This window comes from Micromonospora sonchi (genome assembly GCF_014646235.1).
GTDB lineage: Bacteria > Actinomycetota > Actinomycetes > Mycobacteriales > Micromonosporaceae > Micromonospora > Micromonospora sonchi.
This window is the reverse complement of the sequence record NZ_BMNB01000036.1, coordinates 13,638-29,317: the sequence shown is the minus strand read 5'-3', so window position 1 is coordinate 29,317 and position 15,680 is coordinate 13,638. Positions and strand designations below refer to the sequence as shown.

Here is a 15,680-nt window from a genome sequence, read left to right as displayed (position 1 = left end):
CAACGATCTAGGTGTCCGTTCAGCCTGCCCGCCGGACGGCCGGCCGGTGAGGCCGGTGGACGGTTGGTCAGCGGGGTGCGCCGCAGGTGGGGCAGGGCTCGAGCGGCCGGGCGCGACCGGTGCCGTACCGGCCGCGCAGGGCTACGGCGGCCGGCAGGAGGGCCGGGCCGAGCAGGGCGACGGCGACGGCGGTGGCGATCAGGGTCGGGTAGGTCGGGCGGGGGGCGCCGCTGGCGACGGCGTCCACGATCCCGGCCAGGATGTGCACGCTGAGCAGCCCGATCGGCGTGAGCAGGGCGGCCACCGTCCAGCCGCCCTGCGCGTCGCGCCGTATGCCCAGGCCGATCGCCAGCACGATGGCGAGCGCCAGCAGCATCCCACCGGTGGCCGGCAGGATGTCCTCGGGCCTCCAGCCGTACCAGCTCCAGTGAGCGGGTCCGACCAGGAAGAGGGCGGTCCCGGCACCGGCGAGCGCCGCTGTGCCCGGCAGGGCTCGGGCCGGCAGTGGCAGGCGGTTGCCCACTGCGAGCGCCAGCACCCCGAGCGCGAACTGTGAGGCCAGGGCGTAGAGCGGCGGTCGGGGCACGTCGGCGAGCCCGCTCACCACCGGAACCATCGCGGTCGCCAGCACCGCCACGGTGACCGCCACCCGGGTTGGGCGACCCGGTGCGAAGAGCATGAGCAGCGCCGGTGCCAGCCAGGCGAGCCAGGCGATCACGCCTACCGAGACGAACGGGCCGAAGCCCGGTACGCCCAACTCAGGGTCCGGGCCGTTGCGCTCGACGAGGGTCCAGAAGCCGGCCAGGAAGGCGGCGGTGATCAGGGCGAGCAGGCCGGCGAGGCGTACCCCGGGGATCAGGTCGGTGGCGCCGGCGGCGCGCAGCCGCTGGCGGAGGCCGCCGCGCCCGAGGTCCGCGGCGTCCGCGAGGGAGGGCCAGCGCCGTCCTGGGCCGGCCAGGTCGAGGTACGTCCCGACGATCTCGTCGCCGCGGTCGCGCCGGTAGTCCGTCGGGTATGCCCGTAACAGTCGCCGGTAGCGGCGTTCCAACTCGGTCATGCCAACCCTCCGGCGGTACGCGGAGCCAGCGGCTGGACCCGGCGGGCGCGCAGCCGCTCGGTGGCAGCCTCGACGTTGTGCCGCAGCCGTTCGGTTTCGGCGGCGAGCGTGGCGTCCCCGGCGGGGGAGAGACGGTAGTAGCGGCGCAGCCGTCCGTCGACGGTCTCCTCCCGGTCGAGCTCGACCAGGCCGGCGTCGGTGAGCCGGTCCAGCGCGCCGTAGAGGGTGCCGGGACGCAGCGAGAGCCGTCCGGCCGATAGGGCGGCGACCTCGCCGATGATCGCGTAGCCGTGCATCGGCTCGCGGGCCAGCGCGGTGAGGATGAGGAACGTGGGTTCGCGCAACGGAGTGTCCACGCGCTCAATATAACGGACGCGAAGGTATGCGGCGGCCCCAACACGCTCGGGCCGGTCCCGCGCAGCGCTCGGGCCGGTCCCGCGAATGCGGAGCCGGCCCGGGATGCGCGGAACGTGGTCAGCAGTCGTAGTACATGGCGAACTCGTGCGGGGTCGGGCGCAGGCGTACCGGGTCGACCTCGTTGGTCCGCTTCCAGTCGACCCAGGTGGTGATCAGGTCGGAGGTGAAGACGCCGCCGTCGAGCAGGTAGTCGTGGTCGGCCTCCAGCGCGTTCAGCACCTCGGGCAGCGTGCCCGGCACCTGCTTGACGTTGCCCCACTCCTCCGGCGGAAGGTCGTAGAGGTCCTTGTCTATGGGGGCCGGTGGTTCCATCTTGTTCTTGATGCCGTCGAGGCCGGCCATGAGCATCGCGGAGAAGGCGAGGTAGACGTTGGCCGAGGGGTCGGGTACCCGGAACTCGACGCGCTTGGCCTTGGGGTTGCTGCCGGTGACGGGGATGCGGGTGCAGGCGGACCGGTTGCGCTGGGAGTAGACGAGGTTGACCGGCGCCTCGAAGCCCGGCACCAGGCGGCGGTACGAGTTGACCGTCGGGTTGGTGAAGGCCAGCAGGGAGGGCGCGTGGTGCAGCAGGCCGCCGATGTACCAGCGGGCGGTGTCGGACAGGCCGGCGTAGCCGGTCTCGTCGTAGAACAGTGGCTCGCCGCCCAGCCAGAGGCTCTGGTGGGTGTGCATGCCGGAGCCGTTGTCACCGAAGAGCGGCTTCGGCATGAAGGTGGCGGTCTTGCCGTTGGCCCAGACCTCGTTCTTCACGATGTACTTGAAGAGCTGGAGCTGGTCGGCCGCCTGCAGCAGGGTGGAGAACCTGTAGTTGATCTCCGACTGGCCGGCGGTGCCGACCTCGTGGTGTGAGCGCTCGACGGTGAAGCCGTTGTCGACCAGCCGACGCACGATACTGTCGCGCAGGTCGGCGTAGTGGTCGACGGGCGGTACCGGGAAGTAGCCGCCCTTGTAGGCGGTCTTGTAGCCGCGGTTGCCGCCGTCCTCCTCGCGACCGGTGTTCCAGGCGCCCTCGATCGAGTCGATGTGGTAGTACGACTGGTGCGCCGAGGTTTCGTGGCGGATCGAGTCGAAGATGTAGAACTCCGCCTCGGCGCCGAAGTACGCGGTGTCGGCGATGCCGCTGGCCGCCAGGTACGCCTCGGCCTTCTTCGCCACGTTGCGCGGGTCGCGGCTGTACGCCTCCCGGGTGAACGGGTCGTGGATGAAGAAGTTCAGCGCCAGGGTCTCCTGCGCGCGGAAGGGGTCGATGAAGGCGGTCGCGACGTCCGGGAGCAGGAGCATGTCCGACTCGTGGATCGCCTGGAAGCCCCGGATCGACGAACCGTCGAAGGCGAGACCGTCGGTGAAGAAGTCGTCGTCGACGGACTCCACCGGCATGTTGAAGTGCTGCATCACGCCGGGCAGGTCACAGAAACGTACGTCGACGAACTTCACGTCCTCGTTCTTGAGGTAACGCAGGAGTTCCTCGGGATTGGCGAACACTCGTCCTCCTGGCACGTCCACGGGGTGGCTGGGCTCCTTGGCGACGCTATGACCGCCCGGTTGCCCGGCCATGTCTCCAGTGTTTCTGCCGTGTTACGTCCCTCGCGCTGCGTCACTCCCGCTGGCCCGGCCGGACCCCGAGGCCGAGGGACGAGTCCGATCGGCGTCAGTGTAACGATAATTGGTGCTATTGGTCCGTTTCGGCGCTCCGCGTCTGGCCTGGGTCCCGGAGCCGTACGCACGCCTGGTTAGGCTTGTCCGCTGTGACCACCGAGCCCCGCCGCCCGACACCGCCCGCTGCGGACCCCGCCTTCACCCCGGCCGACCTGGGCCGGCGATTCGGGGCGTTGGTCATCGACTGGGTGCTCTGCCTGCTCGCGGCGGGCCTGTTCGCCAGCCCCGCCCGGGACGCCTGGGCGCCGCCCGCCGTGCTGATCGTGGAGTACGCCGTCTTCCTCGGGCTGTTCGCGCAGACCCCGGGCATGTACCTGACCCGGGTCCGCTGCGTCGACTGGACCGACGGCGGTCGGATCGGCCTGCCCCGGGCCCTGCTGCGCGGCGTACTCCTGGCCCTGGTCGTGCCCGCCCTGTTGATGGACCAGCACCGTCGCGGGCTGCACGACCGCCTCGCCGGCTCGGTCGTCGTCCCCGCCCGCTAGCTCGCGGAGGAGTCGACCGCGCACCTGAGCCGGGTCAGCGACCGCGCATCTGGCGGAAGGCGCCGCGCGGCGGGCGCAGGTTCTTGGGGACGGCACCCTTGGGCATCTGCGGGCGGGCGGTCAGCGCCTTGAGCCGCTTGTCGAGGGCGTTGACGTCCTTGCCGCTGAGGTTGCGCGGCAACCGCATCAGCGTCATCCGCAGCTTGCGGATCGGCAGTTCGCCCTCGTCCTGGCCGATCACGTAGTCGTAGAGCGGGGCGTTGCCGATCACCTTGGCCAGCCGGCGCTTCTCCTGGCCGAGCAGGCCGCGGACCCGCTGCGGGTTTCCCTCCGCCAGCAGGATCACGCCCGGCCGGCCGACGACCAGGTGCACCATGTCCATCTGGGTGGTCGAGCTGACCGCGGGCTTGACCCGCCAGTCACCGCGCATGCTCTCCATGATCTGCGCGGCCGCGCCCGGCTGGCCCTCGGCCGCGTTCATCATCGCCCGGTTGGACCGGAGGTTGAGCACGATAAGCAGGCAGAGCAGGGCGAACAGGATGCCCAGCGGCAACCACAGCCAGCCCCAACGAAGGACCGCGACCACGGTCAGCGCGAGCGGGATCAGCACCGCGCCGGTGGCCAGTGGCGCGAACCACTTGTCCTGCTTGGCGGTGAACCGGAACACCAACCCGATCTGCTTCAGCCGCTGGCCGAACGACACCTTCTCCTGGGGCTTTGCCATGGCATCGAGTCTAGTGGTCGGCCGCGCGCCGTTGATCCGCGCCTCGTGTTCGGCCCGCTGAGTACCTTACGGCCGGGCGGCGCGACCGCCCGCCGGAGGTAAGGAGGGGCGGCGGGCAGAGATCGGGCAACGCACCAATGCTTCGGTGCCACCTTCGCGAGCAGAGTCGGAGTCAGGCAGTTGACCATGACCGAAGGAGCCCGACATGTTCGTCACCGACTCGGAGTTCTTCCTCTCCCTGCACCGTACGCACGCCAATGAACTGCGCGCTGAGGCGGCCCGCGAGCGACTGGCCCGTACGCTGCCCCGCCGCTCGGCACGCGACTGGCTCACGCGCCGACGACGCCCGACCCACAGCGAGGTGTAAGGAAGGGCCCCTTCTTAACGCCTGGGGTAGAGGAGGGGCCCCTTCTTAACAGACAGACGGTGCACGAGGTGCGGATGGGAAAGGAGGGCATGGCATGCTCGGTGCCGTGACCGTCCGCGCCACCAGCACCGTCCTCGTCGGCCGTCAGCGCGAGATGACGCGGCTGAGCGAGGCGCTCGGCCATGCTCGCGCCGGCGAGCCGGTCACCGTCCTGGTCGGCGGTGAGGCCGGGGTCGGCAAGACCCGGCTGCTGGAGGAGTTCGGCCGGTCGGTCGGCGAGGATGCCCGCCTGCTGGTGGGCCAGTGTCTCGAACTCGGCGAGGCCGGTCTGCCGTTCGCCCCGTTCGCCGCGGCGCTGCGCACGGTGCTGCGCCGCGACGGCGCCGCCGTCTTCGACGGGTACGAGGCCGAGTTCGCCCGCCTGCTGCCGGAGCTGGCCCGGGTACCGGCCGGCCTGGTGTCGCCGGTGGCCATCGCGCCCTCGGAGGCACCCCGCGGTTACCTCTTCGACCTGGTCGCCGAGTTGTTCGGCCGCCTCGCCGCCGACCAACCGCTGGTGCTGGTGGTCGAGGACCTGCACTGGGCCGACCGGTCGACCCGCGACCTGATCGGCTTTCTGGTGCGGGCCGCGCGCACCGGACGGATGCTGCTGGTCTGCACCTACCGCACCGACGAGCTGCACCGGGGCCATCCGCTGCGGCCGTTTCTCGCCGAGCTGGAGCGGGCCCGGGACGTCGACCGGATCGAGCTGGGACGGCTGGACCGGGACGGCACCGGGGCGGTCCTCGCCGGGCTGCTGGGTAACGAGCCGGCCGCCCGCGCGGTCGACGACATCCACGACCGTACCCAGGGCAATCCGCTCTTCATCGAGGAGTTGGCCGCCGCCGGCAGCCCGATCGGCTGTGCCGCTCTGCCGGACACCCTGCGCGACCTGCTGCTGGCCCGGGTGGACCGGTTGCCCGATCCGGCCCAGCGGGTGCTGCGGATCGCCGCGGCCGGCGGTATCCGCCTGGCCCATCAGCTGCTCGCCGAGGTGGCCGGCCTCCCCGAGCCGGAACTGGACGACGCGCTGCGGGCCGCCGTCGCCGCCCAACTGCTGGTGGCCGACCCTGACGGCGACTACGAGTTCCGGCACGCGCTGGTCCGCGAGGCGGTGCACGACGAGTTGCTCCCCGGCGAACATGCCCGGCTGCACGCCCGGTTCGCCGCCGCCGTCGAGGCCCAGCCACATCTCGTCGCCGCCGGGCGCGCCCCGGCCGAGATCGCCCACCACTGGTACGCCGCCCATGACCACCCACGCGCCCTGGTCGCCGCCCGCGCGGCCGCCTGCGCCGCCGCCGAGCGATACGCGTACGCCGAGCAGGCGCGGCTGCTGGAACGGGTGCTGGAGCTGTGGGAGCTGGTGCCCGACGCGGCCGAACGGCTCGGCATCGATCACCTGGCGCTGCTGGAGGAGACCCTGAGGGCCGCCGTCACCGCCGGTGACTACCACCGGGCGTTGACCCTGACCCGGGCGGCGCTGGCCGAAGTGGACACCGAGGCTCAGCCGTTGCGCGCGGCACAGCTGCTGGACCAGCGCGGTCGGATGCTGGCCATGCTCGGCAAGAGCGACGGCGCCACCGAGCTGCGCGAGGCGTACCGGCTGGCGTCCACGGTGCCCGACGGCCCGGAACGGCTGCGGCTGCTCGCCGACCTCGCCAACAATCTGGCTCGCATCGACCAGGCCGACGGGGCCCGGATCGCCGCCGAGGTGAGGGCGGTCGCGGCGGCCGCCGGGGTGAACGATGCCCTGCTGCCGGTGCAGCTCGCGGTGCTGCGGTGCCGCGACGGCGTGGGGGATCTCGGCCTGGCCGAGCTGCGCCGGTGTGCGGCGCTGGCCCGCACCGCCGGTGAGACGCCGGCGCTGGTCCGCGCCCTGGTGCACATCTCCGACGTGCTCTTCGAGCTGGGCCGGTACGAGGAGTCGGCGCGGGCTGCCGCCGACGGGATGACCGAGGCGCGTCGGGTCGGGATCAGCCGCTCCACCGGCGCGTACCTGCTCTCCAACCGGGCCGAGGCGTTGGTGGCGCTGGGCCGCTGGGCGGAGGCCGACCAGGTGTGTGCCGAGGCGGCCCGGCTCGACCCGCCCGGGGTGACCGGGGTGCACTGGCTGCAACTGCGGGCCGGGCTGCGGCTGGCCCAGGGACATCCGGGCGCCGACGAGACGGTGGGCCGGGCGCTCGCCTTCCTCACCAAGCCGTACCTGCACCCACACCACCGGCTGCCGCTGGTGGAACTGCGGCTCGCGGCGGCGCTCGCCGCCGACGACCGGGCCGAGGCGCTCCGTGCCGTGGCAGCGAGCCTGGATGATCCGGCGATCGTCGCGTCCCCCCGCTACGGCTGGCCGGTGCTCGCCGCTCAGGCCCGGGTCGCCCGGCACACCGCCGACGACGAACTCGTCGCACGGGTGGCCGCGCTGGCCGTCACCGTCCCGGCCCGGTTCCCCGCCGAACGGGCGTACGCCGCCGAGGTCGCCGCCACGGTGGCTCCCGGCGACGATCCGCTCGCCGCCTGCCGGGTCGCGGTCGCGGCATGGCGGACCGCCGGCCAACCCGCGGCGCTGGCCCGGGTGTTGCTGCTCTTCGCCGAGGTGGCGGCCGGGGCCGGGGGCGGGAGGAGGTGGTGGCGGCAGTACGCGAGGCCGTGACGCTCGCCGACGGGCTCGGCGCGGCGCTGCTCGCGGAGCAGGCCGCCACCCTGGCCCGCCGCATCGGTCTGCGGGGTGCGGGCCGGTCCGGGCCGGGTGCGGACCTGCTCACCGAGCGGGAACGGGAGGTGCTGCGCCTGGTGGCCGAAGGGCTCAGCAACAGTCGGATCGCCGAGCAACTGTTCATCTCACCGAAGACGGCCAGCGTGCACGTCTCCCGGATCATCGCCAAGCTCGACGTGACCAACCGGGTGGAGGCCGCCGCCGTCGCCCACCGCCTGAACCTCCTGACCAACCCCTCCTGACGCCCGCACCGCCACCAACCTCCGCGTCGTCGATCTTGCAGTTTCTGTCGCCGCATAAGCGACGAAGGCCGCAGAACGGCGACCACAAGTGCATGATCGCCGGACAGGCGGGGCGGACAGGCGGGGCGGACAGGCGGGGCGGACAGGCGGGGCGGACAGGCGGGGCGGACAGGCGGGGCGGACAGGCGGGGCGGACAGGCGGGCGGGGCGGGGCGGCGGGGGTCAGGAGAGGGCGGGTTGGCGGGCGGCCAGGGCCTGCTGGTAGAGGCGGCCGGCGCGGTACGACGAGCGCACCAGCGGCCCGCTCAGCACCCCGGCGAAGCCGATCTCCTCGGCCTCGGCGCTCAGCTCGACGAACTCCTCCGGCTTGACCCAGCGCTCGACCGGGTGGTGTCGGGGGGAGGGGCGAAGGTACTGCGTGATGGTGATCAGTTCGCAGCCGGCCGCGTGCAGGTCGCGCAGGGCCTGGGAGATCTCGGCGCGCTCCTCGCCCAGGCCCAGGATCAGGTTGCTCTTGGTGACCAGGCCGGCCGCGCGGGCCTGCCGGATGACGTCCAGGGAACGCTCGTAGCGGAACGCCGGCCGGATCCGCTTGAAGATCCGCGGCACCGTCTCGACGTTGTGCGCCAGCACCTCGGGGCGGGCGCCGAACACCTCGGCGAGCTGCTCGGGCACGGCGTTGAAGTCGGGAATCAGCAGCTCGACACCGCAGCCGGGGTGCAGGGTGTGGATCTGCCGGACGGTCTCGGCGTAGAGCCAGGCGCCGCCGTCGGGCAGGTCGTCGCGGGCGACGCCGGTGATGGTGGCGTACCGCAGGCCCATCGACACCACCGACTCGGCCACCCGGCGCGGCTCGTCGGCGTCGAACTCGGCCGGCTTGCCGGTGTCGATCTGGCAGAAGTCGCAGCGGCGGGTGCACTGGTCACCGCCGATGAGGAAGGTGGCCTCGCGGTCCTCCCAGCACTCGTAGATGTTCGGGCAGCCGGCCTCCTGGCACACGGTGTGCAACCCTTCGCGGGCGACCAGCCCGCGCAGCTGGGTGTACTCCGGGCCCATCTTGGCCTTGACCTTGATCCACGGCGGCTTGCGCTCGATCGGCGTCTCGGCGTTGCGCGCCTCGATCCGCAGCAGCCGTCGCCCCTCGGGGGCGGGCGTCGCGGTACGCGCGGCCGGGCCGGTCGTCGGCGCGGAGTGCTCGATCGTCACAAAACGAGCCTACGCCGCACGGCGGTGGTCGATGAACTGCGGGCGACCGCCGTCACCCGGAAAAACCCTGTGATACCGGACACCAGTGCCGGAGAAAATGCGTGACGCAGCGGCGGCGCGCGATGTTAGCGTGCCCCGCAGTGTAAGGAAGGGCCCCCTTTTAACGCCTGCGGTAGAGCAGGGGCCCCTTCTTAACACTGCGTGCCCAGTAGAACCCGAGGGTGGCGAAGGCGTTGCGATCGACCGAGGAGCAGCCCACTGTGCAACGCATCCTGTCCGACCAACTCACCCCGCACATCGGTGACACCGTCCGCATCGCCGGCTGGGTGCACCGCCGCCGGCTGCTCAAGTCGGTGGCCTTCCTGATCGTGCGGGACGCCGCCGGCCTCGCCCAGGTCGTGGTCACCGACCCGGCGGTACGCGCCACCGTCGAGGCGCTGTCCGAGGAGACCGTCGTCGAGGTGGTGGGCACGGTGGTCGCCAACGCCACCGCGCCCGCCGGGGTCGAGCTGACCGACCCGACGGTACGTCCGCTCGGCCCGCCCGCCGTACCGCCCCCGTTCGACCTGTACCGGCCGGCGCTCACCGCCAGCCTCCCCACCCAGCTCGACAACGCACCCGTCGCGCTGCGGCACCCGACCCGCTCCGCGGCGCTGCGGATCTCGGCGGCGGCGGTGGCCGGGTTCCGGTCCGCGCTCGACGCCCGACGGTTCGTGGAGATCCACACACCGAAGGTGGTCGCCTCGTCCACCGAGAGCGGAGCGAACGTGTTCGCGCTGGACTGGTTCGGCCGGCCGGCGTACCTGGCCCAGTCGCCGCAGTTTTACAAGCAGTTGATGGTTGGCGTCTTCGAGCGGGTCTACGAGGTCGGGCCGGTGTTCCGGGCCGAGCCGCACGACACCGTACGGCACCTGGCGCAGTACACCTCGCTCGACGCCGAACTGGGCTTCGTCACCGACCACCGGGACGTGATGGCGGTGCTGCGGGACACCATCGCCGGGATGCTCGACGCGGTCGGCGACCGGGCCGGTGGCGCGCTGGCCAGCCTCGGTGTGGAGCTGCCGGCCGTGCCGGCGCGGATTCCGGCCGTGCACTTCACCGAGGCGCTGCGGATCGCCGGGGCGCCCGCCGACGAGCCGGATCTGGCGCCGGCGCACGAACGCGCGCTGGGGGAGTGGGCCCGGCGCGAACATGGGTCGGACTTCGTCTTCGTCACCGGGTACCCGATGGCGAAGCGCCCCTTCTACACCCACCCCGACCCGGCCCGACCGGGCCACTCGAACGGATTCGACCTGCTGTTCCGGGGACTGGAGCTGGTCACCGGCGGGCAGCGGCTGCACCGGCACGCCGACTACCTGGCCGCCCTGGCCGCCCGCGGCGAGCCGGTCGAGCCGTACGCCGGATATGTCGACGCCTTCCGGCACGGCCTGCCGCCGCATGGCGGATTCGCCATCGGCCTGGAACGTTTCGTGGCCCGGCTGGTCGGCGCTGCCAACGTCCGCGAGGTCACCGCCTTCCCCCGCGATTTGCACCGCCTGACCCCCTAGACCCTGCGGATCTTCGCCGGTACGCCGGCATCGTCGTGTCCGCCGCGCGGCCCAGCGGGCCGGCGACGCGCCAGCACCGCCGCGTCCAGGTCGCCCTCGCTGCGGGGGTTCACCACCCCGGTGCCGGTCCGCGCGATATGAAGGATTGGTCAAGGGCCTCGGGCACGACCCGAAATGCACCCGGAGCATTCCTCGGAGCGCCGGGCATGAAGGAGGGCGATGGGCGAGCAGCTCCGGGCGACGCTGCGGGGCCTGCTGCACATCCGCCAGGAGCAGGGCGCCTACCGGGTCGCGTTGCGGGCCGGAGTCAGCGTCCTCGTTCCGCTGCTCGCGGTGTTGGCGGTCGACCGTCCCGACTGGTCGCTGTACGCCGCCTTCGGCGCGTTCACCGCGCTCTACGGGCGCAACCACGTGCATCTGTCCCGGGCGGCGATGCAGGCGAGTGCCGGGGCGGCGCTCACGGTGTCGGTGGTCCTCGGGGTGCTGGTCGGATCCCTGGAATCGCGGGCCTGGGCCGCGGTGCCGGTCGGGGCGGGCATCGCGGCGTTGGGCGCGGTGCTCGCCGCCGCGCAGGACTGGCACCCGCCGGGGCCGATCTTCCTCGTCTTCGGCTTCGGTGCCGTGGCCTCGGTCCCGCACGCGGTCTCCGACGTGCCGGCAGCGGTGGCCGTGGCCGGGCTCAGCAGCCTCTTCGCGCTGCTGGTCGGCAACCTCGGCAGCTTCTTCCGGCGGCGGAAGAGCCGCCCGGCCCGGCTCCGGCACGTCTGGACCTGGGAGCCGGCGCGCTACGCCGTCGCCGTCCTGCTGTCCGGCGCAACGGCGACCGCCATCGGGATCGGGCACCCGTACTGGGCCATGGTGGCGGCGGTCGCGCCGCTCAGTGCCCCGGGCGTCACCGCCCAGCTGGTACGGGCCGGGCACCGGATCGTCGGCACCCTGCTCGGGTTGCTGACCAGCGCTGCACTGCTTGCGCCGGGGCTGTCACCAGCCGCCACCGTGCTGGTGGTGGCGGGGCTGCAGATCGTCACCGAGCTGCTGGTCGGACGCAACTACGGGCTGGCGCTGTTGTTCATCACGCCGATGGCCCTGCTGATGGGCCAGCTCGTCGCGGCCCGCCCGACCGGGTCGCTGCTCTTCGACCGTGGGGCCGAGACGGTGATCGGCGCCCTCATCGGCGGAGCGATCGTCCTCCTCCAGCCCTGGCTCCGAAGTCGTCGACCCGCACGGGACGGACCGGTCAGGCCAGCAGCATGGGCAGCCGACGCTCGACGACGGGGAGTACGTCGGCGACGGTGACCGGGCGGCCCAGCTCGGCGGTGAGCGAGGTGACTCCGGCGTCGCGGATGCCGCAGGGCACGATCCGGTCGAAGTACGCCAGGTCGCAGTCGCAGTTGATGGAGAAGCCGTGCAGGGTGACCTCGCGGGCGACCCGGATGCCGATGGCGGCGACCTTGCGGGCCGGCCCCCGGTCGTCGGCCGGGACCCAGACCCCGCTGCGTCCCTCGATCCGGCCCGCGGTCAGGCCGAACTCGGCGCACACGTCGATCAGCAGCTGCTCGACCCGTCGGACGTACGCGACCACGTCGATCGGGTCGGGCAGGCGCAGGATCGGGTACCCGACCAGCTGCCCCGGGCCGTGCCAGGTGATCTTGCCGCCGCGGTCGACGTCGATCACCGGGGTGCCGTCGACCGGTCGGTCCCACGGCTCGGTGCGCTTGCCGGCGGTGTAGACACTCGGGTGCTCCAGCAGCAGCACGGTGTCGCCACGCTCGCCGGAGACCACCGCCTCGTGCAGGCGGCGCTGTTCGTCCCAGGCGGCGCTGTAGTCGAGGACGCCGGCGTGCACGGCCGTCAGGCCGGAGGTGGTCGCGCTCACGCGAACCAGCCTAGACCCGTACCCGCCGGTCACCCCCGCCCGTGAGCCGGCTCACCAGCGGGCGGCCCCTCCGGGAGCCGGCCGGGTCACGGCTGTCGGACCCGCCAGAGCCAGACGTCCTCGACCCGCTCCGGCTCGCCGAGCAGCATGGTCAACGTGCGCCGGACGGCCTCCTCGTCGACCGGCCACTTGGCGCCGTGCACCTCGTCGGCGAGCACCACCGTCTCGATCCGCCAGTGCGCCAGGTCGGCCCGGACCTCCTCGCGGGTGCCCTCGGTGACGATCGGCGGCAGGCCGGTGCGGGCGGCCTGGTCCAGCAGCGCGCCGAACGGACGCGGCACCGGCCCGATCCGGCCCCGCCCCTCGGGGCCGCCGGGGCCGAGGAAGAAGCCGGACGGGATGGCGAACTCACCCTGCCGGTTCGCCAGCGCGTACGCCTGCCAGCGCTGCCCGTCGGGGTAGACGTCCAGGGCCAGCGGTGCCGGGGTCAGCGTGCCGCCCGGGGAGACGTACTGCCGCCATACGCCGGAGGTGATGAAGCGCGGGATGGGCTCGCGTTCAATGGTCAGCAGCGGCGTCGGGAACAGCGGCACCAGCGCCACGGCGAAACCGACCGTCCAGGCCACCACCGCCGCCCGGCGCGGTGGTCGCCGGCGGAACTGGTCCACGGCGTACGCCAGCAGCAGGCCGATCACCGGAGTCACCACCAGCGCGAGCCGGGCGGGCAGCGCGGCGTTCACCACCGGCAGGTGCCCGAACAGATCGAACGGCATCGGCAGGTCGATCCGCCGGCCGTCGACCTTGGCCACCGGCCCGAAGGAGAGCGCGGCGAAGAGCACCCCGAGGATGCCCAACGCCCACAGGGTGGGCCGGCGGCGCCGGTCGCCACCCCGCCACAGCAGGACGAAACAGCCGACGGCGAGCACCAGCAGCGGCAGCCCGAAGAAGGAGTTCTCCTCGGTGGGGTTCGGCGCCAGCGAGGTGCCGAAGCCGGCCTCGCCGGCCAGCGAGCGGCGGGGGTACGCGGCGTACGCGGCGATGTCCTCGGAATGGATCACGGCGTCGAATCCGGTGCCGTGGAACCGCTGCGGTCCGGCGAAGTGCAGCCAGAGCGGATACGCCAGGAGTGCCCCGGCGACCACCGCGGTCACCACGAGCCCGCGCAGGAACGACGGCAGCACGGCTCTGGCCTCGGCGCGGTTGGCCGGGTGCAGCGCCCAGACGGCGACGAAGACGCCGAGCGCCAGTGCGGTGAAGAACAGGCCCTCGGCGGCGATCGAGAAGGCGACCGCGACGAGCAGACCGAGCAGCACCCCGTCACGTAGCCAGTGACCCGGCCGGCGCAGCGCGAAGAGCCGCCAGATCAGCAGCGGCACCAGCCAGCCGGCGGTCCAGTTCAGGTGGGCGTTGGCGTGCGAGACCATGCCGGGGGAGAAGCCGATGAACAGGCCGCCGAGCGCGGCGGCGAACCGGCTGCGGACCAGGTGCCGGGAGAGCAGCCAGTACCAGGCGACGGCGGTCGCGGCCAGGTTCAGGGTGAGGATCACCAGGAAGGTGGCGGGCGGTCCGATCAGGTACGTCAGCGGGGCGAAGACCACCGCGTACACGGTGATCGAGGTGTTGACCGCGAGGTTGACCCCGTCCGGAACGTTGATCAGGTACGTGAAGAACGGGTTCTGCGCGTGGCTCACCGTGTGGCCGCCGAAGGCCAGCAGCCATTCGAAGAGCGCCTGGTCGCTGGAGTTGACCGTGATCGCGCGGCCGTTCGGATCCCGCCACAGCCCGCTGGTCACCCAGACGGCGAGGGCCAGCGCGACCAACGCCACGATCAGATCGGCGCGACGGTCGCGGCGCGGCGGCGAGGTGGGCACTAGCGGACGATACCAACCGCACCCGGACACGCCGGTCAGACCCGGTGTAAGGAGGGGCCCCCTATTAACGCCTGGTGTAGGTAAAGGGCCCCCTCTTAACACGACACCGGGAGGGACACGACGCCGCGACGGTGGGGCACATCTGGACGTCGATGAATGTGTGAGCCGTCGACATGTCACCGGGATGACATGGCTGCGTAACGTCACGGCAATCATCGGTGACCCAGTTCACACTCCCAGGAGGTCCCGTGCGCCGACGTCCTCGTACCCTGACCGGCCGACTCGCTGGCATGTTGGCCGGCCTGGTCCTGGCCGCCGCCGCGCTGGTGGCGGTCGCCGCTCCCGCCCAGGCCGCGTCCCTGACCCAGGTCGCCAGCTTCGGCTCCAACCCCGGCAACCTCGCCATGTACGCCTACCGGCCGGACAACCTCCCGTCGGGCGCTCCTGCGGTCGTGCTGCTGCACGGCTGCGCCCAGAACGCGACCGGCTACTTCGCCAACTCGGGCTGGCAGAAGTACGCCGACCAGTGGAAGTTCACGCTGATCGTGCCCGAGCAGCGGTCGGCCAACAACTCCAGCTCCTGCTTCAACTGGTTCGAGACCGGCGACACCAGTCGGGGGCAGGGCGAGGCACTCTCCATCAAGCAGATGGTCGACCACGCCCGGTCCAGCTACGGCACGGCCGCCAACCGGGTGTACGTCAGCGGACTGTCGGCCGGCGGGGCGATGAGCGCGGCCATGCTCGCCACCTATCCGGACGTCTTCGCGGCGGGCTCGATCATCGCCGGCGTTCCCTACCGGTGCGCCACCGGGATGATCAACGCCTTCTCCTGCATGAGCCCCGGTGTCGACAAGACCCCGGCGCAGTGGGGCGACCTGGTGCGCAACGCCCACCCCGGCTACTCCGGCCCGCGGCCGAAGGTGGCCGTCTGGCACGGCACCTCCGACTACACCGTGGCGGCGGCGAACGCCACCGAGTCTCGCGACCAGTGGACCAACGTGCTCGGCGTGGCGCAGACCCCGACCAGCACCGCGCAGCTGCCGGCGAGCACCACCCTGGAGGTGTACGGCAACGACGTGGTCCGCGTCTACCGGGTCTCCGGTATGGGGCACGGCACTCCGGTCGACCCGGGCGCCGGCGCGGACCAGTGCGGCACCGCCGCCGCGTACTTCCTGGACACCATCTGCTCGGCGTACCGTGACGCGCTCTTCTTCGGTTTGAACGGCGGCGGCCCGACGCCGACCCCGACCCCCAGCCCCACCGCGTCCCCCAGCCCCACGGGTGCCCCCACCTGCGTCACCGCCAGCAACTACGCCCACGTCACCGCCGGCCGTGCCTACCACTCCGGCGGCTACGCCTACGCCAACGGCTCCAACCAGCGAATGGGCCTTTACAACACCTTCTACACCACCACCCTGCGCCAGACCGCCCCCAACCACTGGGTCATCGGCTGCTGACCAGTTGATCAAGAAGTTTGCGTCTG

Annotated in this window: 14 protein-coding genes; 7 read left to right on the top strand and 7 right to left on the bottom strand. The window is 72.3% G+C overall.

Annotated elements, in window-relative coordinates; all coding sequences use genetic code 11:
• Positions 1 to 67 precede the first annotated feature (67 nt).
• The 3 genes from IEY61_RS26885 to glnA form a co-directional block, all read right to left on the bottom strand.
• On the bottom strand, positions 68 to 1,057 hold the full coding sequence (locus tag IEY61_RS26885; protein WP_189049260.1) for a hypothetical protein: 990 nt from the start codon (positions 1,055 to 1,057) through the stop codon (positions 68 to 70).
• Positions 1,054 to 1,413 carry a PadR family transcriptional regulator gene (locus IEY61_RS26880; protein WP_189049258.1) on the bottom strand — a complete coding sequence of 120 codons (360 nt, stop codon included), beginning with the start codon at positions 1,411 to 1,413 and terminating at the stop codon, positions 1,054 to 1,056. The genes IEY61_RS26885 and IEY61_RS26880 overlap by 4 nt, the downstream gene beginning before the upstream one ends.
• Before the next feature lie 118 nt (positions 1,414 to 1,531).
• The gene (glnA, locus tag IEY61_RS26875) at positions 1,532 to 2,956 is read right to left on the bottom strand and encodes a type I glutamate--ammonia ligase (RefSeq protein WP_189049256.1); all 1,425 of its coding nucleotides are present in this window, start codon (positions 2,954 to 2,956) and stop codon (positions 1,532 to 1,534) included.
• A gap of 326 nt (positions 2,957 to 3,282) precedes the next feature.
• Here glnA and IEY61_RS26870 point away from each other — a divergent pair, with 326 nt between their 5' ends.
• Positions 3,283 to 3,615: an RDD family protein gene (locus IEY61_RS26870; protein WP_229706476.1), complete on the top strand. Its 333-nt coding sequence runs from the start codon at positions 3,283 to 3,285 to the stop codon at positions 3,613 to 3,615.
• Between the two features lie 34 nt (positions 3,616 to 3,649).
• Here the strand turns inward: IEY61_RS26870 and IEY61_RS26865 are convergent, their stop codons facing one another.
• Positions 3,650 to 4,339, bottom strand: a complete 690-nt coding sequence (locus tag IEY61_RS26865) for a DUF4191 domain-containing protein (RefSeq protein WP_189049252.1) — start codon at positions 4,337 to 4,339, stop codon at positions 3,650 to 3,652.
• Between the two features lie 205 nt (positions 4,340 to 4,544).
• Here IEY61_RS26865 and IEY61_RS26860 point away from each other — a divergent pair, with 205 nt between their 5' ends.
• The 3 genes from IEY61_RS26860 to IEY61_RS31555 all read left to right on the top strand — a co-directional run bounded on the left by IEY61_RS26860 (position 4,545) and on the right by IEY61_RS31555 (position 7,697).
• Entirely contained in the window at positions 4,545 to 4,706 is a 162-nt protein-coding gene (locus IEY61_RS26860; RefSeq protein WP_189049250.1) for a hypothetical protein, read from the top strand.
• 94 nt (positions 4,707 to 4,800) lie between these two features.
• A complete protein-coding gene (locus IEY61_RS26855; RefSeq protein ID WP_229706469.1) occupies positions 4,801 to 7,392 on the top strand; it encodes an ATP-binding protein in 2,592 nt (863 codons plus the stop codon).
• Complete coding sequence (locus tag IEY61_RS31555; protein WP_229706468.1) at positions 7,368 to 7,697, top strand: helix-turn-helix domain-containing protein; 330 nt, start codon at positions 7,368 to 7,370, stop codon at positions 7,695 to 7,697. Before IEY61_RS26855 ends, IEY61_RS31555 begins: the two co-directional genes overlap by 25 nt.
• A 222-nt stretch (positions 7,698 to 7,919) precedes the next feature.
• Here IEY61_RS31555 and lipA read toward each other — a convergent pair whose 3' ends face one another.
• The gene (gene lipA, locus IEY61_RS26850) at positions 7,920 to 8,903 is read right to left on the bottom strand and encodes a lipoyl synthase (RefSeq protein WP_189049248.1); all 984 of its coding nucleotides are present in this window, start codon (positions 8,901 to 8,903) and stop codon (positions 7,920 to 7,922) included.
• A 260-nt stretch (positions 8,904 to 9,163) separates the two neighbouring features.
• Between lipA and aspS the strand changes: the two genes are divergently transcribed.
• Together aspS and IEY61_RS26840 are read left to right on the top strand one after the other, a co-directional pair.
• Positions 9,164 to 10,450: an aspartate--tRNA(Asn) ligase gene (gene aspS, locus IEY61_RS26845; protein WP_189049307.1), complete on the top strand. Its 1,287-nt coding sequence runs from the start codon at positions 9,164 to 9,166 to the stop codon at positions 10,448 to 10,450.
• A gap of 219 nt (positions 10,451 to 10,669) precedes the next feature.
• A complete protein-coding gene (locus IEY61_RS26840) occupies positions 10,670 to 11,746 on the top strand; it encodes an FUSC family protein (RefSeq protein WP_189049246.1) in 1,077 nt (358 codons plus the stop codon).
• Here the strand turns inward: IEY61_RS26840 and lipB are convergent.
• Positions 11,688 to 12,326 carry a lipoyl(octanoyl) transferase LipB gene (gene lipB, locus IEY61_RS26835; protein ID WP_189049243.1) on the bottom strand — a complete coding sequence of 213 codons (639 nt, stop codon included), beginning with the start codon at positions 12,324 to 12,326 and terminating at the stop codon, positions 11,688 to 11,690. The two genes, IEY61_RS26840 and lipB, sit on opposite strands and share 59 nt — an antisense overlap.
• A gap of 86 nt (positions 12,327 to 12,412) precedes the next feature.
• Complete coding sequence (locus IEY61_RS26830; RefSeq protein ID WP_229706467.1) at positions 12,413 to 14,197, bottom strand: DUF6311 domain-containing protein; 1,785 nt, start codon at positions 14,195 to 14,197, stop codon at positions 12,413 to 12,415.
• A 290-nt stretch (positions 14,198 to 14,487) separates the two neighbouring features.
• Here IEY61_RS26830 and IEY61_RS26825 point away from each other — a divergent pair, with 290 nt between their 5' ends.
• Positions 14,488 to 15,654, top strand: a complete 1,167-nt coding sequence (locus IEY61_RS26825) for an extracellular catalytic domain type 1 short-chain-length polyhydroxyalkanoate depolymerase (RefSeq protein WP_189049305.1) — start codon at positions 14,488 to 14,490, stop codon at positions 15,652 to 15,654.
• The last annotated feature ends 26 nt before the right edge of the window (positions 15,655 to 15,680 follow it).